The organism is Streptomyces sp. O3 (assembly GCF_054788135.1).
Genome location: NZ_JBTVYK010000036.1, coordinates 40,251 through 65,951, shown reverse-complemented (window position 1 = coordinate 65,951; position 25,701 = coordinate 40,251). Strand labels below are relative to the sequence as shown.

34 protein-coding genes and 2 pseudogenes are annotated in these 25,701 nt (G+C 69.6%); 21 read left to right on the top strand and 15 right to left on the bottom strand.

The annotated features are described in order from the left end of the window. Positions 1-90 precede the first annotated feature (90 nt). A complete protein-coding gene (locus tag ACX6XY_RS19330; protein ID WP_460332196.1) occupies positions 91-228 on the top strand; it encodes a hypothetical protein in 138 nt (45 codons plus the stop codon). 143 nt (positions 229-371) lie between these two features. Here the strand turns inward: ACX6XY_RS19330 and ACX6XY_RS19325 are convergent, their stop codons facing one another. The 4 genes from ACX6XY_RS19325 to ACX6XY_RS19310 all read right to left on the bottom strand — a co-directional run bounded on the left by ACX6XY_RS19325 (position 372) and on the right by ACX6XY_RS19310 (position 3,037). Beyond that, a complete protein-coding gene (locus ACX6XY_RS19325) occupies positions 372-974 on the bottom strand; it encodes a hypothetical protein (RefSeq protein WP_460332195.1) in 603 nt (200 codons plus the stop codon). A gap of 1 nt (position 975) precedes the next feature. Then, positions 976-1,506, bottom strand: coding sequence for an RNA polymerase sigma factor (locus ACX6XY_RS19320; RefSeq protein ID WP_460332193.1), 531 nt, complete (start codon positions 1,504-1,506; stop codon positions 976-978). A gap of 94 nt (positions 1,507-1,600) precedes the next feature. Continuing rightward, the gene (locus ACX6XY_RS19315) at positions 1,601-2,332 is read right to left on the bottom strand and encodes a hypothetical protein (RefSeq protein ID WP_460332191.1); all 732 of its coding nucleotides are present in this window, start codon (positions 2,330-2,332) and stop codon (positions 1,601-1,603) included. A 138-nt stretch (positions 2,333-2,470) separates the two neighbouring features. Further along, a complete protein-coding gene (locus tag ACX6XY_RS19310; RefSeq protein ID WP_460332189.1) occupies positions 2,471-3,037 on the bottom strand; it encodes a zinc metalloprotease in 567 nt (188 codons plus the stop codon). Positions 3,038-3,929: 892 nt separating this feature from the next. Here ACX6XY_RS19310 and ACX6XY_RS19305 point away from each other — a divergent pair. Together ACX6XY_RS19305 and ACX6XY_RS19300 are read left to right on the top strand one after the other, a co-directional pair. Further along, complete coding sequence (locus ACX6XY_RS19305; RefSeq protein ID WP_460332187.1) at positions 3,930-4,202, top strand: ribbon-helix-helix domain-containing protein; 273 nt, start codon at positions 3,930-3,932, stop codon at positions 4,200-4,202. Beyond that, a complete protein-coding gene (locus ACX6XY_RS19300; protein WP_460332185.1) occupies positions 4,199-4,642 on the top strand; it encodes a PIN domain-containing protein in 444 nt (147 codons plus the stop codon). Before ACX6XY_RS19305 ends, ACX6XY_RS19300 begins: the two co-directional genes overlap by 4 nt. 161 nt (positions 4,643-4,803) lie before the next feature. On the opposite strand, the gene ACX6XY_RS19295 is transcribed toward ACX6XY_RS19300, so the two are convergent. Together ACX6XY_RS19295 and ACX6XY_RS19290 are read right to left on the bottom strand one after the other, a co-directional pair. Next, a complete protein-coding gene (locus ACX6XY_RS19295; protein WP_460332183.1) occupies positions 4,804-5,232 on the bottom strand; it encodes a hypothetical protein in 429 nt (142 codons plus the stop codon). After that, positions 5,229-5,519, bottom strand: a complete 291-nt coding sequence (locus ACX6XY_RS19290) for a ribbon-helix-helix domain-containing protein (RefSeq protein ID WP_460332220.1) — start codon at positions 5,517-5,519, stop codon at positions 5,229-5,231. Before ACX6XY_RS19290 ends, ACX6XY_RS19295 begins: the two co-directional genes overlap by 4 nt. Positions 5,520-5,960: 441 nt before the next feature. Here ACX6XY_RS19290 and ACX6XY_RS19285 point away from each other — a divergent pair, with 441 nt between their 5' ends. Both ACX6XY_RS19285 and ACX6XY_RS19280 read left to right on the top strand, forming a co-directional pair. Further along, complete coding sequence (locus ACX6XY_RS19285; RefSeq protein WP_460332181.1) at positions 5,961-6,221, top strand: helix-turn-helix domain-containing protein; 261 nt, start codon at positions 5,961-5,963, stop codon at positions 6,219-6,221. A 189-nt stretch (positions 6,222-6,410) separates the two neighbouring features. Next, the gene (locus tag ACX6XY_RS19280) at positions 6,411-7,616 is read left to right on the top strand and encodes a cell wall protein (RefSeq protein WP_460332179.1); all 1,206 of its coding nucleotides are present in this window, start codon (positions 6,411-6,413) and stop codon (positions 7,614-7,616) included. Positions 7,617-7,624: 8 nt separating this feature from the next. Here the strand turns inward: ACX6XY_RS19280 and ACX6XY_RS19275 are convergent, their stop codons facing one another. Then, positions 7,625-8,347 (bottom strand): RibD family protein, encoded by a 723-nt coding sequence (locus ACX6XY_RS19275; RefSeq protein ID WP_460332178.1) that lies wholly within the window; start codon positions 8,345-8,347, stop codon positions 7,625-7,627. Positions 8,348-8,384: 37 nt separating this feature from the next. Beyond that, positions 8,385-9,596 (bottom strand): helix-turn-helix domain-containing protein, encoded by a 1,212-nt coding sequence (locus tag ACX6XY_RS19270; RefSeq protein WP_460332176.1) that lies wholly within the window; start codon positions 9,594-9,596, stop codon positions 8,385-8,387. A 176-nt stretch (positions 9,597-9,772) separates the two neighbouring features. Between ACX6XY_RS19270 and ACX6XY_RS19265 the strand changes: the two genes are divergently transcribed. From ACX6XY_RS19265 to ACX6XY_RS19245, 5 genes and pseudogenes are all read left to right on the top strand, one after another. After that, positions 9,773-10,120, top strand: a complete 348-nt coding sequence (locus tag ACX6XY_RS19265) for a DUF6415 family natural product biosynthesis protein (RefSeq protein WP_460332174.1) — start codon at positions 9,773-9,775, stop codon at positions 10,118-10,120. Positions 10,121-10,414: 294 nt separating this feature from the next. Beyond that, positions 10,415-11,608, top strand: a complete 1,194-nt coding sequence (locus ACX6XY_RS19260) for a radical SAM protein (protein WP_460332172.1) — start codon at positions 10,415-10,417, stop codon at positions 11,606-11,608. Next, positions 11,605-12,216, top strand: coding sequence for a 3'-5' exonuclease (locus tag ACX6XY_RS19255; protein WP_460332170.1), 612 nt, complete (start codon positions 11,605-11,607; stop codon positions 12,214-12,216). The genes ACX6XY_RS19260 and ACX6XY_RS19255 overlap by 4 nt, the downstream gene beginning before the upstream one ends. Then, positions 12,210-12,371, top strand: coding sequence for a hypothetical protein (locus tag ACX6XY_RS19250; RefSeq protein ID WP_460332223.1), 162 nt, complete (start codon positions 12,210-12,212; stop codon positions 12,369-12,371). The genes ACX6XY_RS19255 and ACX6XY_RS19250 overlap by 7 nt, the downstream gene beginning before the upstream one ends. Beyond that, positions 12,350-12,595 (top strand): annotated as a pseudogene (locus ACX6XY_RS19245) (PIN domain-containing protein); the annotation flags it as partial. The gene ACX6XY_RS19250 and the pseudogene ACX6XY_RS19245, both read left to right, overlap by 22 nt. A 64-nt stretch (positions 12,596-12,659) precedes the next feature. Here the strand turns inward: ACX6XY_RS19245 and ACX6XY_RS19240 are convergent. The 6 genes from ACX6XY_RS19240 to ACX6XY_RS19215 form a co-directional block, all read right to left on the bottom strand. Beyond that, positions 12,660-13,376, bottom strand: a complete 717-nt coding sequence (locus ACX6XY_RS19240) for a hypothetical protein (RefSeq protein ID WP_460332169.1) — start codon at positions 13,374-13,376, stop codon at positions 12,660-12,662. Further along, positions 13,370-14,971, bottom strand: coding sequence for an ABC transporter permease (locus tag ACX6XY_RS19235; protein WP_460332167.1), 1,602 nt, complete (start codon positions 14,969-14,971; stop codon positions 13,370-13,372). Before ACX6XY_RS19235 ends, ACX6XY_RS19240 begins: the two co-directional genes overlap by 7 nt. Continuing rightward, positions 14,968-15,849: an ABC transporter ATP-binding protein gene (locus ACX6XY_RS19230; RefSeq protein ID WP_460332165.1), complete on the bottom strand. Its 882-nt coding sequence runs from the start codon at positions 15,847-15,849 to the stop codon at positions 14,968-14,970. The genes ACX6XY_RS19235 and ACX6XY_RS19230 overlap by 4 nt, the downstream gene beginning before the upstream one ends. Beyond that, entirely contained in the window at positions 15,846-16,673 is an 828-nt protein-coding gene (locus tag ACX6XY_RS19225; protein ID WP_460332163.1) for a zf-HC2 domain-containing protein, read from the bottom strand. Before ACX6XY_RS19225 ends, ACX6XY_RS19230 begins: the two co-directional genes overlap by 4 nt. After that, positions 16,673-17,239, bottom strand: a complete 567-nt coding sequence (locus ACX6XY_RS19220; protein WP_460332161.1) for an RNA polymerase sigma factor — start codon at positions 17,237-17,239, stop codon at positions 16,673-16,675. The genes ACX6XY_RS19225 and ACX6XY_RS19220 overlap by 1 nt, the downstream gene beginning before the upstream one ends. Before the next feature lie 152 nt (positions 17,240-17,391). After that, positions 17,392-17,751, bottom strand: coding sequence for a hypothetical protein (locus ACX6XY_RS19215; protein ID WP_460332159.1), 360 nt, complete (start codon positions 17,749-17,751; stop codon positions 17,392-17,394). 362 nt (positions 17,752-18,113) lie between these two features. Between ACX6XY_RS19215 and ACX6XY_RS19210 the strand changes: the two are divergent. Beyond that, positions 18,114-18,359, top strand: a pseudogene (locus tag ACX6XY_RS19210) (PIN domain-containing protein); the annotation flags it as partial. A gap of 76 nt (positions 18,360-18,435) precedes the next feature. Here ACX6XY_RS19210 and ACX6XY_RS19205 read toward each other — a convergent pair. Then, positions 18,436-18,816: a SchA/CurD-like domain-containing protein gene (locus ACX6XY_RS19205; RefSeq protein WP_460332157.1), complete on the bottom strand. Its 381-nt coding sequence runs from the start codon at positions 18,814-18,816 to the stop codon at positions 18,436-18,438. A 178-nt stretch (positions 18,817-18,994) separates the two neighbouring features. Between ACX6XY_RS19205 and ACX6XY_RS19200 the strand changes: the two genes are divergently transcribed. The 10 genes from ACX6XY_RS19200 to ACX6XY_RS19155 all read left to right on the top strand — a co-directional run bounded on the left by ACX6XY_RS19200 (position 18,995) and on the right by ACX6XY_RS19155 (position 25,700). Beyond that, a complete protein-coding gene (locus tag ACX6XY_RS19200) occupies positions 18,995-19,330 on the top strand; it encodes a TcmI family type II polyketide cyclase (protein ID WP_460332155.1) in 336 nt (111 codons plus the stop codon). Then, the gene (locus ACX6XY_RS19195; protein ID WP_460332154.1) at positions 19,327-19,764 is read left to right on the top strand and encodes a cupin domain-containing protein; all 438 of its coding nucleotides are present in this window, start codon (positions 19,327-19,329) and stop codon (positions 19,762-19,764) included. Before ACX6XY_RS19200 ends, ACX6XY_RS19195 begins: the two co-directional genes overlap by 4 nt. Next, entirely contained in the window at positions 19,761-21,050 is a 1,290-nt protein-coding gene (locus ACX6XY_RS19190) for a beta-ketoacyl-[acyl-carrier-protein] synthase family protein (protein ID WP_460332153.1), read from the top strand. The genes ACX6XY_RS19195 and ACX6XY_RS19190 overlap by 4 nt, the downstream gene beginning before the upstream one ends. A 2-nt stretch (positions 21,051-21,052) precedes the next feature. Next, positions 21,053-22,273, top strand: coding sequence for a ketosynthase chain-length factor (locus tag ACX6XY_RS19185; protein WP_460332151.1), 1,221 nt, complete (start codon positions 21,053-21,055; stop codon positions 22,271-22,273). A 64-nt stretch (positions 22,274-22,337) separates the two neighbouring features. Beyond that, positions 22,338-22,802, top strand: coding sequence for an SRPBCC family protein (locus ACX6XY_RS19180; RefSeq protein ID WP_460332149.1), 465 nt, complete (start codon positions 22,338-22,340; stop codon positions 22,800-22,802). 10 nt (positions 22,803-22,812) lie between these two features. Beyond that, positions 22,813-23,268, top strand: coding sequence for an anthrone oxygenase family protein (locus ACX6XY_RS19175; protein ID WP_460332147.1), 456 nt, complete (start codon positions 22,813-22,815; stop codon positions 23,266-23,268). Positions 23,269-23,298: 30 nt separating this feature from the next. Continuing rightward, the gene (locus ACX6XY_RS19170) at positions 23,299-24,054 is read left to right on the top strand and encodes an SDR family NAD(P)-dependent oxidoreductase (protein ID WP_460332146.1); all 756 of its coding nucleotides are present in this window, start codon (positions 23,299-23,301) and stop codon (positions 24,052-24,054) included. Then, complete coding sequence (locus tag ACX6XY_RS19165) at positions 24,054-24,374, top strand: antibiotic biosynthesis monooxygenase family protein (RefSeq protein ID WP_460332144.1); 321 nt, start codon at positions 24,054-24,056, stop codon at positions 24,372-24,374. Before ACX6XY_RS19170 ends, ACX6XY_RS19165 begins: the two co-directional genes overlap by 1 nt. Beyond that, positions 24,364-24,711, top strand: a complete 348-nt coding sequence (locus ACX6XY_RS19160; RefSeq protein ID WP_460332142.1) for an antibiotic biosynthesis monooxygenase family protein — start codon at positions 24,364-24,366, stop codon at positions 24,709-24,711. The genes ACX6XY_RS19165 and ACX6XY_RS19160 overlap by 11 nt, the downstream gene beginning before the upstream one ends. 113 nt (positions 24,712-24,824) lie before the next feature. Beyond that, the gene (locus ACX6XY_RS19155) at positions 24,825-25,700 is read left to right on the top strand and encodes an NAD(P)-dependent oxidoreductase (RefSeq protein WP_460332140.1); all 876 of its coding nucleotides are present in this window, start codon (positions 24,825-24,827) and stop codon (positions 25,698-25,700) included. Position 25,701: the final 1 nt, after the last annotated feature.

Below are 25,701 nucleotides of genomic sequence, written 5' to 3'. Positions count from 1 at the left end.
CGGGCGCGCGCGGGCGCGGGGCCAGGGGGATTCCCTTCCGGCCCCGCGCGCTGCCGCGCGGCCCAGGCCGGGCAGTCCCTCCAGGCGTTCATGCAGGACATGATCGCGCGCGAGACCGCCCGTCCGGCCTGGGCGGAGATCACCGAGCGCCTGGAGCGTGAAGCCACCGCGGACTTCACCACCGATGATGTTCTGGCCGCCATCGACGAAGGCCGGCAGGGCCGTTGATCGTCGTTGACTGCTCGGCCCTGGTCACGTATCTCACGCACCACGGCACTACGGGAACGGCGGTACGCAAGCGCCTCCACGGCGCGGCCGACGTCTACGCCCCCACTCTGCTGGACTACGAGAGCAGCGGCGGCCGTGGGGTTTCAACTTTCAGAGTTCTTCCAGTACGGCGGGCACTCCACCCCCTGTGACCTGGGCAGGTTGTGTTCAAGGTTTTTCCGCCTGGACGGAACCTCGTCGTCGATGCTGGGGTTGGCGTCCAGATCTTCGCGGATGGGGACGTAGATCAGCACGTGCTGACCCTTCTGGTATGACCTGTCGACATCCACGATGGCCGGGTCAACGAGATCGAGCTGGATCCGCCCGGCACCGTGTGCGGGCTTGAACCATTCCGTCACATCCAGCGTGACCAGGACCCTCCCCCGGTCAGACGGTTCCCGTACCTTGACGATATCGCCCTCAACGATCATGCGGGCGCAGGCGATGGCCTCTGTTTCGCTCTGCGCTTCCGCCATCGCGTCGCCACCCTCGCTGCCGTCGGTTGCCCTGCCGCTCAAGACGATGCCCAGCACGACAGCGGCAACCACGGCCACCGCCGCGAGCGGCCCGGTGTGCCGCCACCACACCGTGGGTGCCGCCGCCCGTGCCTCGGGCCCCCGGCGGGCGGCCTCGTCGCCTATGACCCGGAGAGCGAGTCGCAGCCGTTCTTCCTCGCCGAGAGTCGGCTCCCGCTCATCGTGTGTCATGTCAGATCGCCTCCATATCGCCCAGCTCCGTACGCAACGCCGCGACAGCCGCGTGTATCCGGCTCTTGACCGTCCCCTCGGGCACCCCCAGCAACTCGGCGATACCGGACACCGGCAGGTCCGTGTAGTAGCGCAGGACCAGCGCCTGGCGCTGAAGCGGCGTCAGGCGCTCCAGCCCACCGGCCACGGTCAGTGCCAGGTCACGGTGCTCCTGGGGGTGCTCCGCAGGGCGCAGGGACCAACGGGCGGCCAGCCGGGCCCGCAACCGCGTGTCTTTGGCCCGTCCCCGGTGCCAGTCGGCAGCGACCCGTGAGGCCACCACCGCGACCCAGGCTGATACGTCACGGATCTCCGGCTGGCCGGGGTCCGCTTGGGCCTCAAGGAACTTCAGCCTCACCTGCTGTACACCGTCGTCGAGATCCTGCCAGGGCATCCCGCACATCAGCAGCACGGCACGGATACGCCCGCTGTCCCTGGCCACCGTGGGAGGAATCTCCCTGGCGGTCCTTCTTCGCTCTCGCCATCGCACCATCCGGTGTTCCCCTTCGCCTCGTTCCCTTCCATGACGAAGCCGCCCCCGGAAACGTTCGGTCCGGGGACGGCTCTGTTACTGCGTCGTGCGCGGGTCAGTCGCAGGGGGCGGGCTCGCCGAACTGTTCCTTCTCCACCGGCTTGGCCGCCTCGAGTTCGGCCACCAGCCTGTCTACGCTCTGCCCGGCCAGGCGTTCCTCCAGACCGGCATTGGGGTCGTCCTCGGTCGCCGCGGCCACGGAGAGAGGCGCCTTACCAGTCTTGGTGACCTTGTGGATGCTGCCTTCGTTCTCGCCATTGCCGATGACCCCGTTGTCGTAGGGGATCTCCGAGCCTTCCCCGAGGCCGAACCATCCAGCGGGCTGCTTCTCGTCTCCTTCGGGGCACTGGGCCTCCTCCCACACGATGGCCATGATGTAGGAGTGGCCCTTCTCCAGGCGCGGGGAGTCCGCCACGGCCATCTTCTGGCGGTTGTTCACGTCGTCGTTCTTGAACTGCCACCCCAGGGTGGGGTACTCCCAGGCCTTCGGCGCGGCCTGGGGGGCTCCGTCGCGTGACCAGAGCACCTTGTCGACCTTGAGGTTCACGTTCCGTCCGATGAGCCCCTCACCCCGATCGATCTCCGCTTTGTCCGGGGCGACTTCCCGTTCGGAGGCAGCGGACACGATCACGACGTGGTCGGCGTAAGTCACCCAGTCCTCAGCGGTCTGGTTGGGCAGTCGGTCCGATCCTTCGGCAAGAAGAATGTCTTGACCGACGGCGGCCTGTGCTGTCTGGCCTGAGTCGTTCGTGACGGTGAGGACGGTGGCCGCCACGGCGGCAGCCACTACAGCCCCTACCGCGGCGCTGGTGATACGGGTACGGCGTTGCACGGTCGTCTCCTTCGCCTCGCTCGTTTACGTAACGACGGGGGCGGCCGGGAAAACGTTCGGTCCCTGTCAGCCCTTCGCCGTCGCCGTTCCCGGTCAGTAGGTGCGGTTGATGTTGCCCTTGTTGTTGGAGCCCAGACCCTGGTCAGTCCCCACGGGAGTCTTCATACAGCCCAGCGCCTTGTCCGTCTTGCTCTTCCTCGGGTACGCCTGGTCGCCGTGCAACAGGCCGACCGCGTGCCCGGTCTCGTGGCACACCATGCCCCGCGTGTACTGCGGTCTGATGCGTATGTACTGCTGGTCGCACTTGGTGGAGTTCGCGGCGTCGTTGCACCAGGTGACGCCGTCCGCGTTACGGGGGAGCTTCGACGAGCTCTCCTGGTAGATGATGTCCGTCTCGGCAGAACCGGAAAACGACGGCGACGAGTCATAGCTGACCTTGAAGTCGGTCGGCTGGAAGTCGTACTTCATGCTCCTGCGGACGTCGGCCTTGTCGGCGGACTCCAGCTTCATCGGATCTTTGCTGTCCATGTAGTAGGTCAGCGTCGCGTTGTCGGTGCGGCACGTGATCCGACCGTCCCCGCCCTCAGGGTCGTCACGGCACAGCCCTGACGCGTACTTGGTGGGGAACATGTTGTCGGTCACGATCGCGGCCCACGCCACTGTGGCACCTACCCCGACGGTCAGCGCTATCCCGCCGACGGCGAGGACACGGGCCGTTCTACGGCGTGCGGTACTGGATTTAGCGGGCATGAACGCTTCCCCTTCGTGGTGGTCAAGCACGGTGCGGGTCAGACACAGAGAGACGAGCCGGTGGCCGTCGGGAGTATGGAAAGCCTCCAACGCTGGGGGCGGGACACGGAAACTGCGCTGGCCGCCCGCCAGATCCCCCCTCGTGCCGCACTCATCAGGCGTCGGATCTGAACCTGTGGGCGCGGCAGACACAATAGGCGCATATGTTCTAACAGGCGGGGAAAGTGCCGCTGTTCAGATGAGGTTGACGCAAATCGTATAGTGGGACGGAAGGTTGCCGGAGTGTCAAGGAGTCGGTAAGTGCCGCGTGTTTTCTGTGCGTTCCCTGTGGAGACAGGCAAGGAATCGGGAACACCTGCCGCGAAGCGGAGGGGCTGATTCTGCACGCTGCCCCGAACACCCCGACGCGTAATATGCCCGAGCGGCCCCTGGTGCCTCCGAGGCTGCTGTTGATCAGAAGCTCATGGGGTTCTCGTCCAGGATGCAGCGGACGTGCGGGCCGCCGACGCGGCCGCGGATGATGTGCGGCTGGCGCTGGCGTCCGTGGAAGAAGCGGCGGGTCTCGGCCGCGAGTTCGACCTGGTTCCGGGCCCGGTGTTGTTTAGGCAGGCTGTGCTTCAGGTCGGCGTTGACCAGCTCGTCGGGGGTCTGGCTCGGGCGAGTGCGGAGTCAGGACGCGCGGCTCGACGTCGTCGGGGTGGGCGGCGAGCCGGTCCAGGAAGCGGCGTATCTTCGCCGCACCACGGTGTCTTCCCTGAGTTTGAACGTACACCAATATGGTGTATACGCTAGCAATTGGTACATGTCCATGAAGCGCGCCAACGTCTACGCGGATCCCGAAGACCTCGCGATCGTCAAGGAGGCCGCGAAGCGGCGGGGCGTCAGCAAAGCCGAGATCATCCGCCAGGGCATTCATCTCGCGGCGATGGCCAACCGTGTCTGGGACGAGCCTCTTTTCTCCCGCACCTTCGAGGGGTCCGGCCGTACGCCCGGCAAGGGTGAGGTGCGGGACGCCGTCGCCGACGCCGTGCGTCGAGAGGCCGAAGCCGGGTCCGGGGCCGGGTCCGTCGTGTGATCGTCGTCGTCGCGGACACGTCCGGGCTCTTGGCGGCGCTCGACTCCGCGCACCCTGAGCACCGGGTGGCGAGCGAGGTGATCGTGGCTGCCGGGCTGCTGGTCATGTCGCCTTTGCTGCTCGCCGAGTTCGATCACGTCGCCACTCGTGAGATCGGTCGTGACGCGGCACTCAGCGCTGTCGACGACATCCGGCGCTGGATGCGCCGGGGCCGGATCGTCGTCCCCGAGGTCACGGAGGACCACGTGGGGGCGGCCCGGTCCGTGCGCGCCCGGTATCGGGATCTCGACCTGGACCTGGCGGACGCCGTGAACGTGGCCCTCGCCGGCGACTACGACACCGACGCCGTTCTCACTGTCGACCGCCGTGACTTCCGAGCCGTACGCCCGCTCGGCCGGTACAAGGCGCTGCGGGTGCTGCCCGACGATCTGCCGCTCTGACCGCGCCCGCCCCGGAGTCTCCTTCCGGCCTCGCGCGCTGCGCTGCGTTGTGCTGTGTGTGCTCTCACGCGCGTGCGCGGTGGTGCGGCCTCGTATCCGGGGTCTTGAGCGTGGCGGTGCGGTGCGCGTCCGGCTGGTTGAATCGAGGCTGGGGCACCGGGTCACACCTTCTTGACGACGGTGGTGTCCGGCACCAGCTTCTCCAGGTCGTCCACATCCGAGGTGAAGACGGTGACCTGGCCTTTCCGCTGTCGCGCGATGACCGCGAGTACCGCGTCGATCGCGTACTTGTGGCCGTGCAAGCCGGCGTCAGCCAGGAGCCGCCGGGCTTGGCGGGCCTCGTCTTTGCCGACATCGGCGACGTGAAGCCGGGAGAGTGCCCAGTCCCATCGCTGTTCGGTGGTTCTGCCGTCGTACGCCTCGACCAGTGTCATCGGAGAGGTCACCACCTCGGCCTCGCCGCTGGCCGCGAGGTCTAGCCAGGCGATCATCCGCCGGTCGCCGCGTACGGCCAGGGACAGGGCTTCGCAGTCGAGTACGAAGACGCGCAGGGGGCGGCCCTGACCGTGCTGGCCGGTCCGCTTGGTCACGCGGCTGCCTCTCCTGTCTCTCTTGCCTTGTGCCTTCGCGCCGCCCGTCGGCGGTCGTGCTCGGAGTCGAGATCCTCAAGCTCTCCGAGCGCGGTGGCCCGTTCGGCTTCGGTGACCGGACCGTGTTCTTCCTGTAGCCACTCGACCAGTTCCAGCAGCCGGTCCCGGTCGCGCTTGAACCGCAGAGCCTCGGTGACGTACGCCGAGAGCCCCCGCTCTGCCGCGTCCGCGCGGATCTCGTCGAGCAGATCTTCGGGAATCGTCACGGTCACTTTCTTAGTTGCCATACTAGAGACCATACTCTTGGTGTTGAAACCCTTACCAGCTGATGTGGTCAGCTCGCCGCCGATCGCGTTCAGGTACGCGGCCATCGTCGAGGTTGGCCGTCAGGTCGGCCATAGTGCCGAGCTTCGTCTGTCCTGCCCTTCCCTCTTCTCCTGCGTCAGGGTCTCAAGATAGGCCGCTTATGGCGTGCCTCTGATCGGAAGGCGGTGCGCCTCGCGGTGCTGGCAGCGGGTGGGAAGATGCAGCCTGGCGGGACTCCTGGTGTGATCTGGCGGTCTGGCTGGCCCCTGGCTATATGGCGCCGCAACGCCGGTTGGGGTCTATCAGTTGAACGGTCAGAGGTGGTTTCTCCGAGCAGTTTGTGTAGTGACGCTACACTCATGTAGGGTCACTACACAGCACCGTGCGAGTACTCCGCCTCCCCGCCTCGGAGAGGAGCGGACATGACGGACCGGGCAGAGGAGGTGCAGCGCGTGCTTGATGCTATCGACGCCGTCGCGGTGAACGAGCCTCCGGCCGTGCGCGCACAGCAGTTGACGAAGCTGATGAGTGAGGCGCGTACGCGGATGCGGGCGCGGCGTCGGGCAGCAGTGCTTGAGATGCACCAGAGCGGCATGACGTACCGGCAAATCGGCGCTGAACTCGACATCAGCTTCGGTCGCGTCCGACAGATCCTTGCCGAGGAGGTCAGTACCGGCACCTGAGGATCAACAGACGGCCGAGCTGTCTGATCGGCCGTATAGCTTAGCCGTTCAGCTGCGGATCGCGGTTCTCCAGAGACCGCCCGCCTCCTTCACCTCCTAGGACTGCCTTTGCACCACCATCCCGGCGCGGTTTCGTGCTGCGCTGAAGCGTTATGCCCGCACGCGGCCCCAGCGTCGGCGTGGGGCGCGGTGCCGCGCGCGTCGCAGGAAGTGGTCACCACGGACGCCCGGCACGCCACGCCCCGCCAGTGGCTGCGTGCCATCGACTGGCTGGTCGGTGCCGGGCTGCATCCTCGCGCCAACACGACCACCCTCGCCGTGGCTCGCGACCTCGCCGGGCGGATGGACTACGAGCGCGGTCTGGTCCTGTACGACCTTGAGCGCACCGCGGCCCGACTCGGTATCTCCCAGGCCACGTTGAAGCGGCACGTGCGAGTGCTACGCGAGCTCGGCGCGCTCGCCTGGCACCGGCACGGCACTCGCCGCAACCTGCATCTGCCCGGCCGGAAGTACGCCGGTACGGCCACCATCTACGCCGCCACCATCCCGCCCGTGTACGACGCGGCCATGGGGCACCGGCTGTCAGGCCACGGGTACGAGGCACGGGTCGTCGGCGTCACCGAAGCCGGGTGCCGAGACGCCGTGGAAACCGCACGGGCCGCGGCCCGCCCCGCAGCCAACCCGCCTGCGGGAACGTCCCGTTCACGACACCGTGAGCCCCATTCCCCTACCCGCCACCCCCATGCGCGGAAAGCTGAGGTGAGCGGGGAGTTGAACGACACTCCGCGCAAGCGCGCGCCGCGACGCCGTACCCGGAAAGCCACTCCATGGCGCTCCCCACTCCAGGCCGCCCGCGACATCCAGATCGCCCGCCAGGTCCGGCCCCTGGTCACCTGGACCCAACGCGAGGGCCTGCGACGCCTTGCCTATGCGCTCCGCCCCCTGATCGACGCGGGTTTGGACGTCCACGGCATCGCCGCCGAACTCCACGCCTGGCACCTCACCTGGCACCCCGCACAACCGGCCGCGTACATCACGGCGACGCTGCGGCACCGCGCCAAGCGGGACGCCCAAGCGCCCCTCCCAGCGGCCTCCGTGGCACCCACCACCACGTTCCAGGACGCGATAGCCGAGATCGTCAACCGGGAGGCGCGAGATGCTGAGACGTCCGACAGGACGATCACAGTCAGCGGAGACGGCCACGCCGGATTGGAGCAGCTGAGCCGGACCGAGGTCATCGACCTACGGTCCGCAGCCGCCGCCGATCCCGGCCTCGTCCTCACGGCCATCGAGAACCTCGGTGAACCCCAAGCCCGACGGCTGTACACGAATCGGCTCGTCGACACCGTGCTCCTACGGGAGTACGGCGGACACAACATCGTCGTCCAGGGATAGAGAGGCTGTCAGCGGCGCGGGCGGGCGACCAGTCGGACGTCGGGGCCGGACCGCGCTACGTCGAGAAGGTCGCACCGGCGGATATCGGCCATCGTCTCGATGGCACCGCCTTCGAGCCCACTCTTACCCCGGCCAAGGAGCGCGGGCGCAACGTAGGCGATGATGCGGTCAACCAGCCCGGCGGACACGAAGGACGCGGCGAGAGTGGGCCCGCCCTCAAGGAACAGGCCGCGTACTTCACGCTCGTGTAGGGCGCGTAGCAGCGCCTCCACGTCCAGGCCGGGACCCTGCTTGGCACGGGGGAGCCGAGCCAGGGTGGCCACACCGTCCAGGTGGGATGCGTCGGCGTCCTCAGCGACGGCGATGATCGTGGGTGCGGCGTCATCGAGAACACGGGCCCCGACCGGGGTACGGGCGTTTGTATCGACGATCACGCGCCATGGCTGCTGCTCCACGGGCAGAGTGACCTTCAGATTGGGGTCGTCCTGCACTGAGCGGACCGCAAGATGCGGATTGTCGGCCTGCTGAGTGCCGGACCCGACCACGGTTGCGTGGCACGCGGCACGCAGGGCGTGGACCTCTGTGCGGGATTCGGGGCTGGTGATCCACTGGCTCGTGCCGTCCGATGCGGCGATCCGCCCGTCCAGAGTGGCCGCGTACTTGTACACGACGTACGGGCGTTCCTCGGCCGTGTGCCACTCGTCGACGCCGACCAGCTCGCTGATGTGCATTGATCCCCTCCACGGTGGTTGTTACCGCGGAGCCTAGTCACACGGTTGCGATCGCCTCTGACAGTTCACGCACCATCGGTGTGCGCCGCCATGGAGCCAAGACGGTGATGACCTTCCGCAGCTCCGATCTGGTGCGCCGTGATTCGGTCTCACGGGTGATCTCCAGGGCCTCCAGCGCGGTGCCGCAGGCCGCGTCCGGACAGCGGTTAGCGGCGTACGCGTTGGCGAGCCGTGCCAGGTGCAGGCCCCGTTCGCGCTGGTAGGCGTCGGGCCAGTCGAGCAGAGCCTTCTGGTAGGTAGCCACGGCCTTGTCCGGTTTGCCCAGGCGCATGTTCACCGCCGCCCGTTGAGCGTCGGCGTAAGAGACCACGCAGTAGCCGCCAAGGTCGTCGGTGGGAGCATCCCGCTCGTTCACGATGAGGCCGTACGCCGCGTCGAGGGCGCGGAACGCCGCAGCGTCCTCCTTGGCGAGGGAGTGACCGTGCGCTTGTTGCAGGTAGGCGGAGCCTCGGACGCGTGCCGGTACATCACCGCGGACACGCAGCGCGGCAGAGGCGAGTCCAATGGCCCGCTGTTCTTGCATCAGGCCCACCGATTGCTGCGCCTTGCGCATCAGAATGAATGCCTGCCTCAGCGGGTCGTCCGCCTCCTGCGCCCATTCCATGGCGCGGTCGGACCACCACAGCCCCGTGTCGACCTGTCCGAGGTCCTCATGGAGCCATCCCGCGAACTCAGCCCACTCCGCCGCCGCTTGAAGCAGCTGGGAGTGCAGATTTCCCTTGGCGACGGGGAGGAGCTGCCGCTGGATGACGGCGAGGTGGTCACGTACTGCGCCTATGACACAGCACGGACCGTACAGGCTGTCAGATTGTACGAGTGTGGCGCGCAGGCTGCGGAGGTGGCCGACGACGGCGGGGTTCACGGGGCGTTCACGCGTACCCGTTCCCGCGGCTACGCCGAGACTGACCGCTGCGCCAAGTAACTGACGTCGGCTGGCCGAAGAGCCCAGCTCCGCATGGTGTGTGGGCTCGTCGGCCAGCCCGACAGCAGAGCGACGGAGGCCGAGACGCTCGGCGACCATGGCGAGGACGTCCATGTCCCGTGCGGACTGGCGGCCACGTTCCAAGCGGCTGATAGTCGACTGACTGAATCCGCACACGTCAGCGAGTTGCTCTTGGGTCCACCCACGTTCGCGCCGGGCGGCTGCGATGGCTTCGCCGGTGGTGTGCTGGTGTGGTGACTGCGCCATATCCGGTCCCAGGTGCGACGACGGGGGTGCCGAAGGGGTACCCACGGTAGCGGGCCGAGTCGCATGCGTATTCAGGTTCCGCATATCCGCAGCGCGTGCCGCATGCGCCTGGGGCGGCTCGGCGGGTTCTGCGTTTGTCTGGGCACACCAGAGCCGAGACCAGCGGGGAGCCGCACATGACCACCACCCCCGAAACCAGAACCTCAACGTCCCCCAGAGCCATGGTCGAGATCATCGCCGAGGGCCTGGACGCGACGGGCGTCCTGCCCCCATACGAACGCTTGGTTGAACTCGACGAGTTGCTGCGTGCGGAGCTGCGCCGCCTCGTGCCGATCGTGCAGCAGCGGACCGACAAGCTGTATCGCGGTGGCCCGCAGTGGTATGGCCAGCAGCGTGTTCTCGACGGCGCGCGGCACGCTCTCATGAACGGCCTGGGGGCGGGACTGCGGTCGGCCGCGCTACAGGTTCACAGCCTGGCACGGTACGCGCGCTGGCTGGCCGAGTACGCGGAGGTACAGCCGTGATCTGCCGCCGCTGCGACCACGCCATCAAACCCGGCGAGGCATACACCCGCTGCGTTCACGACCGGGCCACAGGGGGCACGTTCGTCCAGCAGCTTCGATTTCGCGAGAGGCCGCGATGAGCCCCCCAGGCGGACGGGGTCTCCGTGTCGGTGCCAGATACCGAGCCGCCCGCACCCTCCCGTCCCGCCCTCCTGGCGGGGACCACTCCCACGATCCACGCCGCGCCCCTGGGTGGGCGCAAAGCCCATCAGACCGAGCACGATCCGGCCCGCCGACGCTGAGGAGATCCCAGCCGTGAACACTCCGGAAGTACGCCGCCGGTTCCTGCCATTACTGACCGAGTGGCAGTTCAGCGGCCTCAAGCCTGAGCTGGCCGACGTCGTCGAGTACCGCAAGTCCGGCCTGTCCCTGAACCATGTGGTCGGCTGCCCGCTGGACTGCGGGTACTGCATTCGCCACCTGGAGCGCTACGCCAATTTCGGGATGAAGACACCGCGGGCGGTCATGCCGGACGACCAAGCGGTGAAGGCTCTCATTGGCCACCGGTACTTCCGGCCGCACGTCACTCCGGTCCAGGTCTTCAACAAGGCCACCGACCCGATGCTGCCGGTCGTCAAACCGCACACGTTCAACACGCTGCGCCTCCTGGACGAGCAGGGTCTGACCAACCACGTCCTCGTCATCACCCGATGGCGCGTCGATCCAGAAGACTGCGCTGCCCTCAACTCCTTCCGGAACATCCGGGTGACGGTGCTGGTGACCTACTCCGGCATCGACCACCCCGGCATCGAACCGGTGGACTCCCGGATCGCCGCGACCAGTCTCAAGACCCTGCGTCAGCACGCCGTGCGGTACCGCACGGTCCTGTACTGGCGGCCGATCGTGCCGGGCTTGAACGACACCGACGTCCACCTGGGCAACGCCAAGACCCTGTCCGAGGACGCGCACGCGACGGTGTTCACCGGCTTGTTCTTCCGCGACGAGATCGCCGCCTACTACCGCGACAACGGCCTCCCGGCGCCGTACACGAACACCGCGCGGCGGAAGATCCTGCCGCAGGAGCTGGAGGCCCGGATCCTGGACCTGTTCCGCAGACCGTCCGACAGTGAGGAGCCGTGGGGGCCGCTGTTCCGTAAGACGTCCTGTGCGGTCGCCTACGCGCACGGCCTGGCTGACTATAACGGGCACTACGGCATCAAGGAGTTGTGCGACATCTGTCCCAAGCGGCAGGTCGATCTCTGCGCGGCGGCGTGGAAGGCCCCGGCCTTCGCGGATGCTGACCGGCTCGCGACGGAACTGGGGGCAACCGGGCCCGTGGAGATCACCGATCGGGCGATCCTCACCGAGGGCCTGTCCGAACAGCCCCGCTACTACATGCAGCACGGCTACGGTTTCCAGGTCCACGACCGTGCCCATCCCCACCGCCAGCGTCGTCACGGCCGCGCCGAGATCGGCTGGAACGGCGAGAACGGAACCCCGACGCCGTGAACTTCACCACCTGGCCTTGCCCCTTCTACGTTGTCGATGTCGAAGGGAACGGCGCCAGCCCGCCCGACCTGGTGGAAGTCGCCGCTGTCCCGTTCGCCGACGGTCAGCCCGTGTCCGGTTCGGCCCGGTCGTGGCTGATCCGGCCACCCGTGCCGATCCCGGACAGGATCTCCCGTATCCACGGCATCACGAACGCCATGGTGGCCGACGCGCCCACCTGGGGGCAGGCCGCCGACGAGGTCGCCGACGTGCTGGACGGGGCGTGGATCGCCGCGCACTCCGCCAGCGTCGAGTACGGCGTCCTGACTCGCCACCTGCCCGCCTGGCGGCCTCTCGGGGTGCTCGACACCCTCCGTCTGGCGAAGGCCACGTTCACTGGGCACAAAGGCTTCGGCCTGGACGCTCTCCTCACACACACCGGTATCGACCTGGACGGGGTCACCGGGGCTCGGCACCGCGCCGGATACGACGCCCACGCCACCGCCCTCCTGCTGGGCCGCCTCGCCGTCCACTACGACAGCTTCGAGGCCCTGGCCGCCCGCGCGGTCCCGCCGGGCATGCCCGGCCAGCCCACCGCACCCGAATCCGAGGAGCGGACTCTGTGGTAGCCACCCCGTCCGACCGTGTCTGGGACGAGCCTCTTTTCTCCCGCACCTTCGAGGGGTCCGGCCGTACGCCCGGCAAGGGTGAGGTGCGGGACGCCGTCGCTGACGCCGTGCGTCGAGAGACCGGGGCCGGGTCCGGGGCCGGGTCCGTCGTGTGATCGTCGTCCCCGAGGTCACGGGGGACCACCTGGGGGCGGCCCGGTCCGTGCGCGCCCGGTACCGGGATCTCGACCTGGACTTGGCGGACGCCGTGAACGTGGCCCTCGCCGGCGACTACGACACCGACGCCGTTCTCACTGTCGACCGCCGTGACTTCCGAGCCGTACGGCCGCTCGGCCGGTACAAGGCGTTTCGGGTGCTGCCCGACGACCTGCCGCTCTGACCGCGCCCGCCCCGGAGTCTCCTTCCGGCCTCGCGCGCTGCGCTGCGTTGTGCTGTGTGTGCTCTCACGCGCGTGCGCGGTGGTGCGGCCTCGTATCCGGGGCCTTGGGTGCGGCGTTGCGAGCTCGCCGCAGGACGGGCTTCGCCGACTGTGTGCGCATCAGCAGCAGGCAGCAGCCGACGCCCGCGCCGATGCCGAGGAAGCGCCAGCGGGCCACCGCGTCATGCCACCCCGCATCGGTGGGACTGACGAAGAGCGCCGCGTCCTGGGGCAGCGCGAGCAGGACCGCCAGGAGTACCGCGAGCCCAGGCGCGGCCAGTGTGCTGCCTGACTGGCCGCCCGTGACCCGAAGGCCGAGCAGGGCGAGCAGCACCGTGAGCAGCGCGAGGGTGCTCGTTTCCTGGGCCAGCGCCGCGATCGGCAACGATTGGCGGTCGGACATCGCTGTGCGGGTCAGGCTCGCCGCGACGCCCCAGCCTCCGGTCAGGACCAGGAAACCCGCGGCTAGCCGGATGGCGCGTCGAGCGCGGCAGGTGACGGGGGCGACCGTTGTGCTGCGCGCTGCGGGATCGTCGAACAGGAAAGCCAGGCCGATGACGCCGAACACCGCGGAGACTCGCAGGAGTACCGCGGCGGCTTCGACCCCCGGACGCGTTGAGGACACGAGGGGAACGGCGGCCACTACGACGGCGCAGACGGCCCCGCAGAGCAGCGGCAGGGTGCGTGCGGCCCGCAGCTCCGGGCGTACCAGGGAGGGCAGCACCCGTGCCGGCCTCAGCATGGCGCGGTTCCTTCCGCGGCGGCTCGCGGGGCGGGGCCGCCGAGGATCTCGGCGGCCTGTTCGAGGCTGGTGTCGGCGTCGGTGAGCGTGCGCCACGACTGCTTGATCTCCGACGCGGTCCGGGTCGTGGGCTGGTCGATGAGGGCGAGTGCCAGATCGACCGCGTTGCGGTCCACGACCAAGCCGACGTTGGCGTTCAACGGGGAGAAGGTGGTCAGCCCGCCGTAACTGCGGGAGGCGTGGGAGCGCAGGGCGGACTTCGTCTCGGGGGTTGCCTGCGCCGCCAGCCAGAGGACGACGACTCCTCGGGCGCCGCACACCTTCGTCACGGCGGTGGCGGTGGCGGGGTCACCGGCGACGGCGCGATGGGCGAAGGCCGCGGCGAAACCGATGGTGGCGGTGTGCGCGCTGTCGCTTCCCTGGCCCCATTCGGTTCCCGCGACCACCGCGTCCGGGGTGCGGGCGTTCTGGTCGTCCGCGGCCCACCGGTTCACGGGCGCGGGCGGCACCACGCCCCCGGACGCGAAGACCGCCGGGTCGATGTGCTGTCGTACGAAGTAGTGGCCGCTCCGTGCCGAAGAGGGCAGGCGGTCGAGGATGCGATCGGCGACTTCGGACCACTGTGCGCGCCGGTCGATGAACTCGGGGAAGGCGCAGTAGGTCACCGCCCTGATGGTTGAGCACTCTTGCACGGCGGCGGGTTCCGTCGCGGCCGTGTCCCGAGCCGTGGCCACCGCGTTCGGCAGCGGACGTAACTGTCCTGCGGCGGTGGCCACGACGCTCACCAGAGCCGCCGCCAGCGCCGCCTGGACGAGCCGTCCGCGCAACCCGGCGCGCAGCAGCGAAAGGACGCCCAAGGCAGCGGTCACGCCAAGGAGGTACGCGAGATGCAGGCCAGCGGGGCGGTACAGCAGGTTGCTGGGGAGCGGGGGCAGGAACTCGTCCTCGAAGGCGATCGGCGCCAGCCAGCGCCATCGCGCGGAGCCGTTCAGAGCACCGGCCACGGTGAGCACGCCAAGCGCGGCGAGGACGAGGAGCCCGGCGGCGACGGAGGAAGCGAAGCGGGCCAGGCACACGGCGAGCACCCCGGCCAAGAGGACCACGAGCGGCCCGGTGGCCATCTCGCCCACGCTCGGCCCGCCGACGGCTCCGGGCTGAGCGGCGAGGTATCCGATCCGGGCACCGGCCAGGGCCCCGGCAACGGCTGCGGCGGGGAGCACGGACAGCAGATGGGCGGTGGTCCGCCGCCACGGTGCCACCACCAGAACGCTGTACGCCTCCGCGGTTCCGTCCCGCGCGGGGCGCAGGACGGAGAGGTGGACGGCGAGGAACGTGCCGACGGCCAGGAAGAGCAGCGGGACCTGCCCGAATCGGGCCTCGTCATGCAGTACGGGGTAGCGGTCCGAGGATGTGGCGGCGGTGTGGATCCATTGGGCCGCGTACGCGGCGAGAGCGGCCAGCAGCGCTGGGTGCCGAAGAAGCCGACGCGTCTCGAAGAGGGTGAGGGCCAGGACGGACATGGTCGTCGGCCGTGCGACCCGAGGCCGCGCCGCGCCCCGTGCGGGGGTGGCGTCCGAGCGCGTGGTGGTCGTCATGCCGCGGGTACCTCCTGGCTGAACTCGGGCACCGTGTCGAGGAGGAGGAGATAGCCGTCTTCGAGGGTCGGGGGCGCCAGTTCGGCCCCGGCGGGCGGGGTGCCGATGTTGCGGTAGGCGCCGCGGCCCGTGAGCCAGCCCGCGATCGCCTGCGGGCTGCGCTGCCGGCTCAGCCAGACCCTGCCCTCCGCTACCTTGCTCAGTTCCTCTGGCGCTCCGTTGAACTTCAGCGATCCGTGGTCGAGGACGACGACCCGACCGCACAGCGCGGTGACGTCTTCGGTCTGGTGTGTGGAGAGCAGGACGGTGCGGTCGGCGCCCAGGTCGGCTACCAGCTCACGGAATCGCAGCCGCTGCTCGGGGTCAAGACCGACCGTGGGCTCGTCCAGGACCAGCAGTCGTGGATTCCCCAGCAGCGACGCGGCCAGGGCCAGACGCTGACGCATGCCGCCGGAGAGCGATTTGGTCTTCTTGCCCCTTTCATCGCTCAGGCCGACCGCGGACAGCACCCTTCGTACCTCCTGGTGCCGTTCCCGGCGGTCGGTGATCTCTCGGAGGATGGCGACGTAGTCGACGAACTCGAAGGCGGTGAAGTGCGGGTGGAAGCCCGGCGACTGCGGGAGATAGCCGAGCCGGCGCCGGATCTCCGTACGCTGCTGCGCCTGGCGGGGGTCGAGTCCCAGTACCTCGATCTCGCCGCTGTCCGGGGGCAACGCCGTGGCCAGGACGCGCAGCAGCGTCGTCTTGCCTGCCCCGTTGGGGCCGAGGAGCCCGGTGATGCCTGGCTGAAAGGCCATGGAGACGTTGTTCACGGCCAAGGTGCTGCGGTACCGGACCGTCAGGTCGCGGACGGCCACGGAGGACGTAGCAGTGGTCATCGGCGGGTCACCTTTTCCACATCGAAGTCGGATCGGAGCACGGCCATCACGGCTACGGAGGCCAGGAGGACACCCGCGACGGCCGCCTGCCCCCCAGCGGAGGCGACTGCCTGCGCCTGCTGCGTGAGCGCGAGAGCGACCAGCCAGCCGACACCGGTCACACCGGCGGCCGCCACCCGGTCCAGGCGCGCGGACAGGGCGATGGTCAGGGCCGTCAGGGCGCAGGAGGGCAGTAACCAGCTGAAGGCCGCGAGCCCCAGCCGGGGGAGCGCGAGGGCAGCGGCGGCGGACAGCGGCACGCAGGTGCCCAGCACCACGGCGGAACGAGTGAGGACCAGGCGGAGCGAGCTCATCGGGGCGACCAGACCGATGTCATGAGCCGGATCCCACCGGCGGCCGAAGGACAGGGCGACGCCCGCGACCGGCAGCAGCGGGGCGATTCCCAGGAAGACCAGATGCGCGTCGGCTGGGCCGACCAGCCGCGCGGCGAGTGCGGTGAACAACAGAATCAGGGCGGCCCCGCACAGCCAGGATGTGCGCAGTGCGGGTGTGGCGGCCATGAGCCGGGCCACGTGGCCCGGCACGCCCACGCGCAGCAGCAGTCGCTCCAGCCGACCTGGGACGGGCATGTCGATTGCTTCGTCGAGGTGCTTCCAGATCCGGTCGAGTGCGACCGGTTCCACGGCGTGGGCTAAGCGGCCGACGCAGTTCGCGCAGGCGTCCAGGTGGGGTTCGAGCGCTTCTCGGGGTCCGGGCGGCAGCTCGCCGCGGGCGTACCGCCGCAGTACCTCATTCGCAGGGTGCACGGGGTGGCCGTCGCGCATCAGCGATCCCTCCTTTCGGTTTCGAGGTCCTCACGTAGCCGCTTCCGGGCCCGCATCGCGCGGGTCTTGACCGTGCCCGGCGGAATCCGCAGCCTGGCCGCCGCCTCGTTGGTCGACAGGCCGTCCAGTACGGTGGCCTGCACCACGGCTCGCAGGTCGGGGGACAGCCGGGCCAGCGCGTCGGACAGGTCGCCGTACCCGACCTCCGAGAGGACCTGTTCCTCCACGGAAGGCTCAGGGCGACCACGCAATCGGCGTAGAGCCAGATGCAGTCGCTCCTGGCCGCCGCCGGATCGTGACGCGTCCACCAGACGCCGGGAGGCGATCCGCCACAGCCAGCCCGCGATGTCACGCACCTCGGGCTGCCGCCCGTCGGCGCACCGTCGCCAAACCGCTAAGAAGGTCTCCTGCACCACGTCGTCGAGTTGGGCGGCGTCGGCGCATCGGTACTGGAGCCGGGCGATCAGCCACGGCGCGTACCGGCGGTACAGCGCCTCGAAGGCCAGCCGGTCCCCGTCGGCGACAGCAGCGACCAGATCCGGCTCCGGAGGATCGTCCCCATGCATCGACGTCACACCCCTTCGTCGTGCCGACCGCGCCGGTTGGTTCACCCTCCTGGAGATTTCGGAGAGAAGACGAGGGAAGACGAGGGAATAGCAGCACAGCACAGTACGGCGGGGAGAAGCCCGAGCCTCTCCCCGCCGTATTGCGGGCACGATCAGGCGCAGGTATCCGCCTTGTCGAACCTCGCAGGCCAAGACCGCTTGCTCGTGAACACGTAGTTCGGCTTCACTCCTGTGCAGGACGTATCAGAGGCGTATGCCCAGTAGATCTTCACGTACTTCGTGGTGGAGCACCAGTTGTAGACGCGTACGGTCCTGCCGTCCACGATGAGGTCCATACAGCCGGGCAGCCCCAGCGCCGATATGCTGCCGCTGCCCGAGCCCGCAGCGGCCGGCGACGAGGTGTCGCTCTCCCCGCCGGCGGCGTGTGCTGTACCGAGAGCGCTGGTGCTTGCGAGCGCGATCGTCGCGCTACCGAGGGCTAACGATCTTTTCAGCGTGCTGAGTTTGCTCACGTGCCCCTCCTGGCGTCGCTGCGGGTTTTCGCGAACTGGCATGCCAGGGAGGGACGTTAGCCAGCGGGGTGAGTGTGACGCATCGGGCCGGCTGGAGAACGGCGAGTATCCGCCGGTAGTTGAAATCGTCATGCTGTGGCGGAATCGCGTCAGTTGCCTGGTGCTTCTGCTCGGCACGGTCTGCTGGCGTATATTCGTGATCGAGCGGCACGGCATAGTTGACCGTATGACGGCGTCAAGCGGGGAATACCTCCGAGGCGGCCAGGCCAAGGGCTGAACCGTAGCGTGCCCCACGCGCTTTCCCAGGGTGAGGTGCGGGACGCCGTCGCTGACGCCGTGCGTCGAGAGACCGGGGCCGGGTCCGGGGCCGGGTCCGTCGTGTGATCGTCGTCCCCGAGGTCACGGGGGACCACCTGGGGGCGGCCCGGTCCGTGCGCGCCCGGTACCGGGATCTCGACCTGGACTTGGCGGACGCCGTGAACGTGGCCCTCGCCGGCGACTACGACACCGACGCCGTTCTCACTGTCGACCGCCGTGACTTCCGAGCCGTACGGCCGCTCGGCCGGTACAAGGCGTTCCGGGTGCTGCCCGACGACCTGCCGCTCTGACCGCGCCCGCCCCGATTGGCCATACCCCCCGCTGCCCCTGCCCCGTCGCCGAGAGCGACGGGGCAGGGGCGGCGTCTTATGCCGCTGCGGGTGCGTCGCGTACCGAGATCTGGGCGACCGTGTTGAGGAGGCTGCGCTGGAAGGTGGCCACGAAGCCCTCGACCGTGTCGGTGTCGCGGGGCTTGGTCAGGTAGGGCTTCAGTTTGCGCTCGACCTCGCGTACGCCCGGCTGGGACGCCATGTGGCGGGCCACGGCCTCCAGGTCGCCGGTGTACTCGATGACCCGGACCAGGGTGTCGTCGCGCAGGAAGACCGCGGTCGCCAGGATGGTGCCCGCCTGCTGGCCTGAGGCGTCTTCTACCTGGCTGCTCTTGACGCGGCGGAAGTTGCCGAAGATCTCGGTGAGCTCCTTCTCGTAACCCGGCTTGATGTCGTACGTGATGGCTGCGAACGGCATGTGGTCGTGCCCTTTCTGACCCGTGTCGAAGGAGCGCCCCCGCCGGGGGCGTCCGGCCAGCACAACGGGTGTGCCTCGGGCCGTGCTCGAACCGGCCTCGCCTGAGACGTGTTCGAGCGGACCTCCAGATCGCGGTGAGACGTTCCCTCGCGTCCCCGACCCCGTTGGGAGGAACCACGTGCATCGCACCCTGATCGTCGCCAAGCTCCGTCCGGACAAGGCCGACGACATCGCGCGGATCTTCGAGGAGTCCGACTCGAGCGACCTGCCGCACATGATCGGCGTCACGCGCCGGACCCTTTTCAAGTTCCATGGCCTCTACTTCCACCTGGTCGAGGCCGACGAGGACATCGGTCCCAATCTCTACCGGGCCCGTAGCCACCCGCTGTACGACGACATCAACACCAAGCTCGCCGAGTGCGTGGAGCCCTACGACCCGGACTGGAAAGAGCCCAAGGACGCGATGGCCGACCCCTTCTACGTGTGGACCAAGGACGGAGGGCGGATCCAGTGACCACCGCCATCACCCGAACCGTGAAGGTGGCCTCCGACGACGTCGAGGCCAACACCAAGCGCGGCGGAGACATCCGCACCACCCTCAGCCCCAAGAGCGTGGGCTGCACCTCCGGCTTCGGCGGCGTCATGACGCTGGAGCCCGGCGACTGGGTGACCGAGCACTACCACCCGTACTCCGAGGAGTTCCTGCACGTCATCGACGGCACCCTGGAGATGACGCTGGACGGCCGCGACGTCGTCGCGCTCGGCGCGGGCGACTCGCTGCTGGTGCCGATCGGAGTGCGCCACCGCCTGGTCAACACCGGTGAGATCACCGCCCGTTGCGCCTTCCACCTGTCGCCGCTCGCGCCGCGCCCCGAGCTCGGCCACGTCGACACCGAGCAGGCCCAGCACCCCGAGCAGCCCAACCCCGACGTCGGTGGTGCGCGGTGACCCGACGCGCCGTCATCACCGGCATCGGCGCGGTCGTGCCGGGCGGTGTGGGCCGTGAGGCGTTCTGGAACACGCTGTCCGAAGGGCGCACCGCGACCCGTCGGATCTCCCTGTTCGACGCGTCGGAGTTCCGCTCGCAGGTCGCCGCCGAGGCGGACTTCGACCCGGCGGCCGCGGGGCTGACGCCACGCCAGATCCGGCGGATGGACCGCGCCGCGCAGTTCGCCGTGGTCTCCGCGCGGGAGGCCCTCGCGGACAGCGGGCTCGACCTGTCCGCCGGTGACCCCGCACGCGTCGGGGTCGCCCTGGGCAGCGCGGTCGGCTGCACCATGGGCCTGGAGGAGGAGTACGTCACGCTCTCCGACAGCGGCCGGAAGTGGCTCGTCGACCATGAGTACGGCGTGCCGCACCTGTACGGCTACATGGTGCCGTCCACGCTCGCGGTGGAGGTCGCCTGGGAGGCCGGGGCCGAGGGCCCGGTCGCGCTGGTGTCCACCGGCTGCACCTCGGGCCTCGACTCGATCGGGCACGCGGCACAGCTCATCGAGGAGGGCTCGGCCGACGTCATGATCACCGGCGCGACCGACGCCCCGATCTCGCCGATCACCTCCGCCTGCTTCGACGCGATCAAGGCGACCACGCCGAACAACTCCGACCCGGAGCACGCCTCCAGGCCGTTCGACGGGGACCGCGACGGCTTCGTACTCGGCGAGGGCTCGGCCGTCATGGTGGTCGAGGAGCGCGAGGCGGCGCTGGCGCGCGGGGCCCGCATCTACGCGGAGATCGCCGGGTTCGCCGGGCGCAGCAACGCGTACCACATGACCGGACTGAAGCCGGACGGGCGGGAGATGGCCGAGGCCATCACCGTCGCGCTCGACCAGGCGAAGCTGGACCCGACCGCCGTCGACTACATCAACGCGCACGGTTCGGGCACCAAGCAGAACGACCGTCACGAGACGGCCGCGTTCAAGCGCAGCCTGGGGCAGCACGCCTATGACGTGCCGGTGAGCTCCATCAAGTCGATGGTCGGGCACTCGCTGGGCGCGATCGGCTCGATCGAGGTGGCCGCCTGCGCCCTGGCGCTCGACCGCCAGGTGGTGCCGCCGACGGCGAACCTCAAGACCAAGGACCCGCTCTGCGACCTGGACTACGTCCCGGTCACCGCACGGGAGCACGCCATGGACGCGGTGCTCTCCGTCGGCAGCGGCTTCGGCGGCTTCCAGAGCGCGATGGTCCTCGCCAGGCCCGGCACCGCCGCGGCCGCCGCCGCAGGAAGGGGACAGTGACCATGAGTGCCGTGAGCGCCCCCGTCGTGACGGGGCTCGGGATCTTCGCGCCCACCGGCATCGGCGTCGAAGACCACTGGTCGGCGGTGCTGGCCGGGAAGTCCGGCATCGGGCGCATCGAGCGCTTCGACCCGTCGTCGTACCCGGTGCGGTACGCCGGGCAGCTGCCGGGCTTCGACACCGCCGAGCGGGTGCCCAGCCGTCTGATCGCGCAGACCGACCACTGGACGCATGTCGCGCTGGCCGCGGGCGAGGCCGCGCTGGCGGACTGCGGCGCCGACGTCGCGGCCATCCCCGAGTACGAGATGGCCGTGGTCACCTCGTCGTCGTCGGGCGGCACCGAGTTCGGTCAGAAGGAGATGACCGCGCTCTACCAGAACGACCCGAGCTGGGTGGGGGCCTACCAGTCCATCGCCTGGTTCTACGCCGCCACCACCGGGCAGCTGTCCATCCGGCACAAGATGCGCGGCCCGTGCGGCGTGCTCGCCTGCGAGCAGGCGGGCGGCCTGGACGCCATCGGCCAGGCCAGGCGGCTGCTCGGCAAGGGCTCCCGGCTGGTCGTCACCGGCGGCACGGACGCCTCGCTGTGCCCGTACGGGCTGACCGCGCAGCTCAGCACGGGCAAGCTGTCCACCGTCCAGGACCCGCAGGGCGCCTATCTGCCCTTCGACGCCGAGGCCACCGGCTATCTGCCCGGCGAAGGCGGCGCGATCCTGGTCGTGGAGGACGCCGCGGCGGCCGCGGAGCGCGGCTCCGGCTCCGGTTACGGCCGGGTGCTCGGCTACGCCGCCGGTTTCGACCCGGCCCCCGAGTCGGGACGGCCGCGCGCCCTGCGCCGGGTGGCCGAGCAGGCCGTCGCCGACGCCGGGCTCGACGCGTCCGACATCGACGTGGTCTTCGCGGACGCCTCCGGCGTGCCCGCCGACGACCGCGACGAGGCGGAGGCCATCGCCGCGCTCTTCGGGCCGAACGGGGTGCCCGTCACCGCGCCGAAGACGCTCACCGGACGCCTCTACGGCGGCGGCGCGCCGCTCGACGCGGCGACCGCCCTGCTCGCCCTGCGCGACGGCGTGATCCCGCACACCCCGCACATCCGCGAAGTCGCCCCCGGCCTCGCCATCGACCTGGTCACCGACGCGCCGCGGGAACTGCCGCTGCGGCACGCCTTGGTCCTGGCGCGCGGACACGGCGGCTTCGCGTCGGCCCTGGTGCTGGGCCGCTGAGCCGACGCGCCGACGACCCACGGGCCGACGACCCATCCGACCTCACCGGCATCGAGGAGTTCCCATGGCTGGACACACCGACAACCACATCGTCATCGACGCGCCCATGGACGTGGTCTGGGACATGACCAACGACGTCCCCAACTGGCCGAACCTGTTCAGCGAGTACGCCAAGGCCGAGGTGCTGGAGCGGGACGGCGACACCGTCGTCTTCCGGCTCACCATGCACCCGGACGACGACGGCAACGTCTGGAGCTGGGTCTCGAAGCGCACCAGCGACCCGACGACCCGCCAGGTGCGCGCCGAGCGCGTGGAGACCGGCCCGTTCGAGTTCATGAACATCTACTGGGAGTACACCGAGGAGCCCAGCGGCGGCGTGCGCATGCGCTGGGTCCAGGACTTCCACATGAAGCCCGCCGCCCCCGCCACCGACGACGCGATGACCGAGCACCTCAACCGCAACACCAAGGTGCAGATGGGCCTCATCAAGGACCGGGTCGAGGCCGCGGCGCGCGCGCTGGTGCGCTGAGGAGTACCCCGTGCTGAACTATCTCGCCCCGGCGCTCCTGCTGCTCAACGGGCTGGCCGCCGGGGTCCTCTTCGGTACTCAGCTCGGTGGCTTCCCCTATCTCGCCTCGCTGCCCACCGGACCGTACGTCCACGCGCACGCGTTCTTCGGGCAGCGCTACGACCCGGCGATGCCGATCTGCCTGGTCGGCACCTTCGCCCTGGACGTGGTGCTGGCGGCGGTCGAGTCCGACGGCGCGGCGCGGACCCTGTTCGCCGTGGCGGCGGTGCTCGCCCTGGCCACCGCGCTGATCTCGGTCACCAAGAACGCGCCGGTCAACCGGTGGATGCGGACGATCGACCCGGACGACCTGCCCGACGACTTCCAGGACCCCCGGCGCGAGTGGGGCGCCTGGAACCGCCGCCGCAGCCTGCTCACCATCGCCGCGCTCGTCGCCAACTGCGCCGCGCTCGGCTTTCTGCTCTAGCCCTTACGTCTGACTTTACGGAGGATTTCCATGGATCTCGGTCTCAAGGGCAAGAAGGCCCTGGTCACCGGCGGCACCCGAGGCGTCGGCCGGGGACTCGTCCTGGCCCTCGCCCGTGCCGGCGTCGACGTCGTCACCTGCTATCAGCGCGACAGCGAGTACGTCGCCTCGCTGGAGCGCGAGCTCAAGGAGACCGGCGGCGACCACCACGTGCTGCGCGCCGACCTCTCCCAGCCCGAGGAGGTCGCCGGGCTGCTGACCCAGGTGCGCGAGCTGTTCGGCGAGCGCCTCGACCTGGTCGTCAACAACGCGGGCGCGATCAGCCACATCCCGTACGGCGAACTGCCGCTGGAGGAGTGGCAGCGCATCCTGAACACCAACGTCACCGGCTCCCACCTGGTCATCCAGAACGCCCTGCCGCTGCTCGGCGAGGGCTCGTCGGTGGTCTCCATCGGCTCCCGCGCGGTCGGCGCGGGCGTCCCGCTGCGCGCCCACTACACCGCGACCAAGGCCGCGCTGGAAGGCCTGAACCGGTCGCTCGCCAAGGAGTTCGGCTCCCAGGGCATCCGCTTCAACATCGTCGCGCTCGGCGTCATCGAGACGGAGAACTTCCACAACCTGCCCGAGGACCAGCGCAAGCTGATGGCCGAGCGGTACGGCGCCAAGACCGCCCTGGGCCGCCTCGGCACCCCCGACGAGGTGGCGGGCGCGGTGCTCTGGCTCGCCAGCGACCTGTCCCGGTACGTCACCGGCAACACCATCGGCGTCGACGGGGGGATCTCCTGATGACCTTCCGCGTGATGCTGCGCATGGAGATCGAGCCGGGCCGGGAGGCCGACTTCGAGAAGGCGTGGCTGGAGGGCACCGAGGCCGTCACCGGCCACCCGGCCAACCTGGGCCAGTCGCTGTCCCGCGAGGCGGGCGCCGACAACACGTACGTCATCGTCAGCGACTGGGTGGACGAACCGCAGTTCCGCGCGTTCGAGGACAGCCCGGCCCACCTGGAGCACCGGGCCACCCTGCACCCCTTCCGCAAGGGCGGCAGCTTCCATGTGATGGAGGTGCTGCACCGCATCGACGGCAAGGCGGCCGCCGATGCCCGGTAAGGACGGGGGCGCGGGCGGGGGCGAGGGTGTCGGCGAGGTCCGGGTCGTGGTGTACCAGGCCGCGTACGACGAGGAGCAGCTCGCCGCGGTCCGGGACGCCTACCACCAGGTGAGCGAGCGGCTCGCGAAGGTGCCCGGCATGCTCGGCAACGAACTGCTGCGCAGCCCCTTCGACACCACCTCGCTCGCCGTGCTGAGCCGCTGGGAGTCGCTGGACGCGTTCCGTACCTGGGAGGCCGGGGCGGACCACCGCCAGGACACGGCCCCGCTGCGGCCGTACCGGGACGACCGTAGCGGCTCCCCGTTCGCCGTCTACGAAGTCGACGCCACGTACTGAGCCCACGTACTGAGCCCACGTACTGAGCGCGGTGTCCGAGCGCACCGTGCGCCCGCTCGGCGTGCCTGCTCCGAGCCCCAAGAAGCCCTGCGACACGGAGAAGAGAAACCATCATGGCAAAGCGCCAGTTGGCGTTCATCGGCCTCGGCAACATGGGCGGCGGCATGGCCCAGCGGCTGCTGGACACCGGGCACGCGCTGACCGTCTACAACCGGACCGCGAGCAAGGCGTCCGCACTCGTCTCGGCGGGCGCGCAGCTCGCCGACGCCCCGGAGCGCGCGGCGGCGGGCCAGGACCTGGTCATGCTCAGCCTCAGCGACGAGAAGGCCGTCGAGGAGATCCTGTTCGACCGGGTGCTCCCGGTGCTGGCGCCCGGCACCGTCATCGTGGACACCTCCACCGTTTCCCCCGGCTACGCCCGCGAGGCCGCCGCCCGGCTCGCCGACAAGGGCATGCGCAGGGTCGAGGCGTGCGTCGTCGGCAACCCGCTCCAGGCCCGCAAGGGCGAGCTGCGGGTGTTCGTCTCGGGCGACCCCGAGGACCTGTACGCGACCCGGCCGGTGCTGGACGCCATCGGCGGCGAGGTCGTCCACGTCGGCGAGCCCGGCGCCGCGACCAGTCTGAAGCTGATCCTCAACCTGTTGCTCGGGGCCCAGGTCGCCGCGCTCTCCGAGGCCGTCGCGTACGGCACGGCGGCCGGACTCGACCGCGACCAGCTGATCAGCGTGGTCTCGGCGAGCGGCTTCAGCTCCCTGGTGATGCGGTTCCGCGCCGATCTGATGCTCAAGCGCAGCTACGAACCGGCCTTCTTCCGCTCCGAGTTGATGGAGAAGGACATCCGGATCGCGATGGAGGCGGCCGCCGAACACGACACCGCGATGCCGGTCCTGGGCGCGGTGCGGGAGCGGTTCGAGCAGGTCCTGGCCGCGGGCGACGGAGACAAGGACGCGTCCGTACTCGTCGAGCACCAGCAGCCACAAGGAAGGTGAC

Coding starts and splice junctions, on each gene's coding strand:
- ACX6XY_RS19225 (WP_460332163.1), bottom strand. CDS start 16,673: ATGCGCGACGGCCACCCCGTGCACCCTGCGAATGAGGTACTGCGGCGG.
- ACX6XY_RS19305 (WP_460332187.1), top strand. CDS start 3,930: ATGTCCATGAAGCGCGCCAACGTCTACGCGGATCCCGAAGACCTCGCG.
- ACX6XY_RS19290 (WP_460332220.1), bottom strand. CDS start 5,519: ATGGCAACTAAGAAAGTGACCGTGACGATTCCCGAAGATCTGCTCGAC.
- ACX6XY_RS19235 (WP_460332167.1), bottom strand. CDS start 14,971: ATGACGACCACCACGCGCTCGGACGCCACCCCCGCACGGGGCGCGGCG.
- ACX6XY_RS19240 (WP_460332169.1), bottom strand. CDS start 13,376: ATGCTGAGGCCGGCACGGGTGCTGCCCTCCCTGGTACGCCCGGAGCTG.
- ACX6XY_RS19165 (WP_460332144.1), top strand. CDS start 24,054: ATGACCTTCCGCGTGATGCTGCGCATGGAGATCGAGCCGGGCCGGGAG.
- ACX6XY_RS19285 (WP_460332181.1), top strand. CDS start 5,961: ATGACGGACCGGGCAGAGGAGGTGCAGCGCGTGCTTGATGCTATCGAC.
- ACX6XY_RS19155 (WP_460332140.1), top strand. CDS start 24,825: ATGGCAAAGCGCCAGTTGGCGTTCATCGGCCTCGGCAACATGGGCGGC.
- ACX6XY_RS19185 (WP_460332151.1), top strand. CDS start 21,053: ATGAGTGCCGTGAGCGCCCCCGTCGTGACGGGGCTCGGGATCTTCGCG.
- ACX6XY_RS19220 (WP_460332161.1), bottom strand. CDS start 17,239: ATGCATGGGGACGATCCTCCGGAGCCGGATCTGGTCGCTGCTGTCGCC.
- ACX6XY_RS19170 (WP_460332146.1), top strand. CDS start 23,299: ATGGATCTCGGTCTCAAGGGCAAGAAGGCCCTGGTCACCGGCGGCACC.
- ACX6XY_RS19270 (WP_460332176.1), bottom strand. CDS start 9,596: ATGGCGCAGTCACCACACCAGCACACCACCGGCGAAGCCATCGCAGCC.
- ACX6XY_RS19275 (WP_460332178.1), bottom strand. CDS start 8,347: ATGCACATCAGCGAGCTGGTCGGCGTCGACGAGTGGCACACGGCCGAG.
- ACX6XY_RS19180 (WP_460332149.1), top strand. CDS start 22,338: ATGGCTGGACACACCGACAACCACATCGTCATCGACGCGCCCATGGAC.
- ACX6XY_RS19230 (WP_460332165.1), bottom strand. CDS start 15,849: ATGACCACTGCTACGTCCTCCGTGGCCGTCCGCGACCTGACGGTCCGG.
- ACX6XY_RS19320 (WP_460332193.1), bottom strand. CDS start 1,506: ATGGTGCGATGGCGAGAGCGAAGAAGGACCGCCAGGGAGATTCCTCCC.
- ACX6XY_RS19265 (WP_460332174.1), top strand. CDS start 9,773: ATGACCACCACCCCCGAAACCAGAACCTCAACGTCCCCCAGAGCCATG.
- ACX6XY_RS19205 (WP_460332157.1), bottom strand. CDS start 18,816: ATGCCGTTCGCAGCCATCACGTACGACATCAAGCCGGGTTACGAGAAG.
- ACX6XY_RS19330 (WP_460332196.1), top strand. CDS start 91: ATGCAGGACATGATCGCGCGCGAGACCGCCCGTCCGGCCTGGGCGGAG.
- ACX6XY_RS19160 (WP_460332142.1), top strand. CDS start 24,364: ATGCCCGGTAAGGACGGGGGCGCGGGCGGGGGCGAGGGTGTCGGCGAG.
- ACX6XY_RS19325 (WP_460332195.1), bottom strand. CDS start 974: ATGACACACGATGAGCGGGAGCCGACTCTCGGCGAGGAAGAACGGCTG.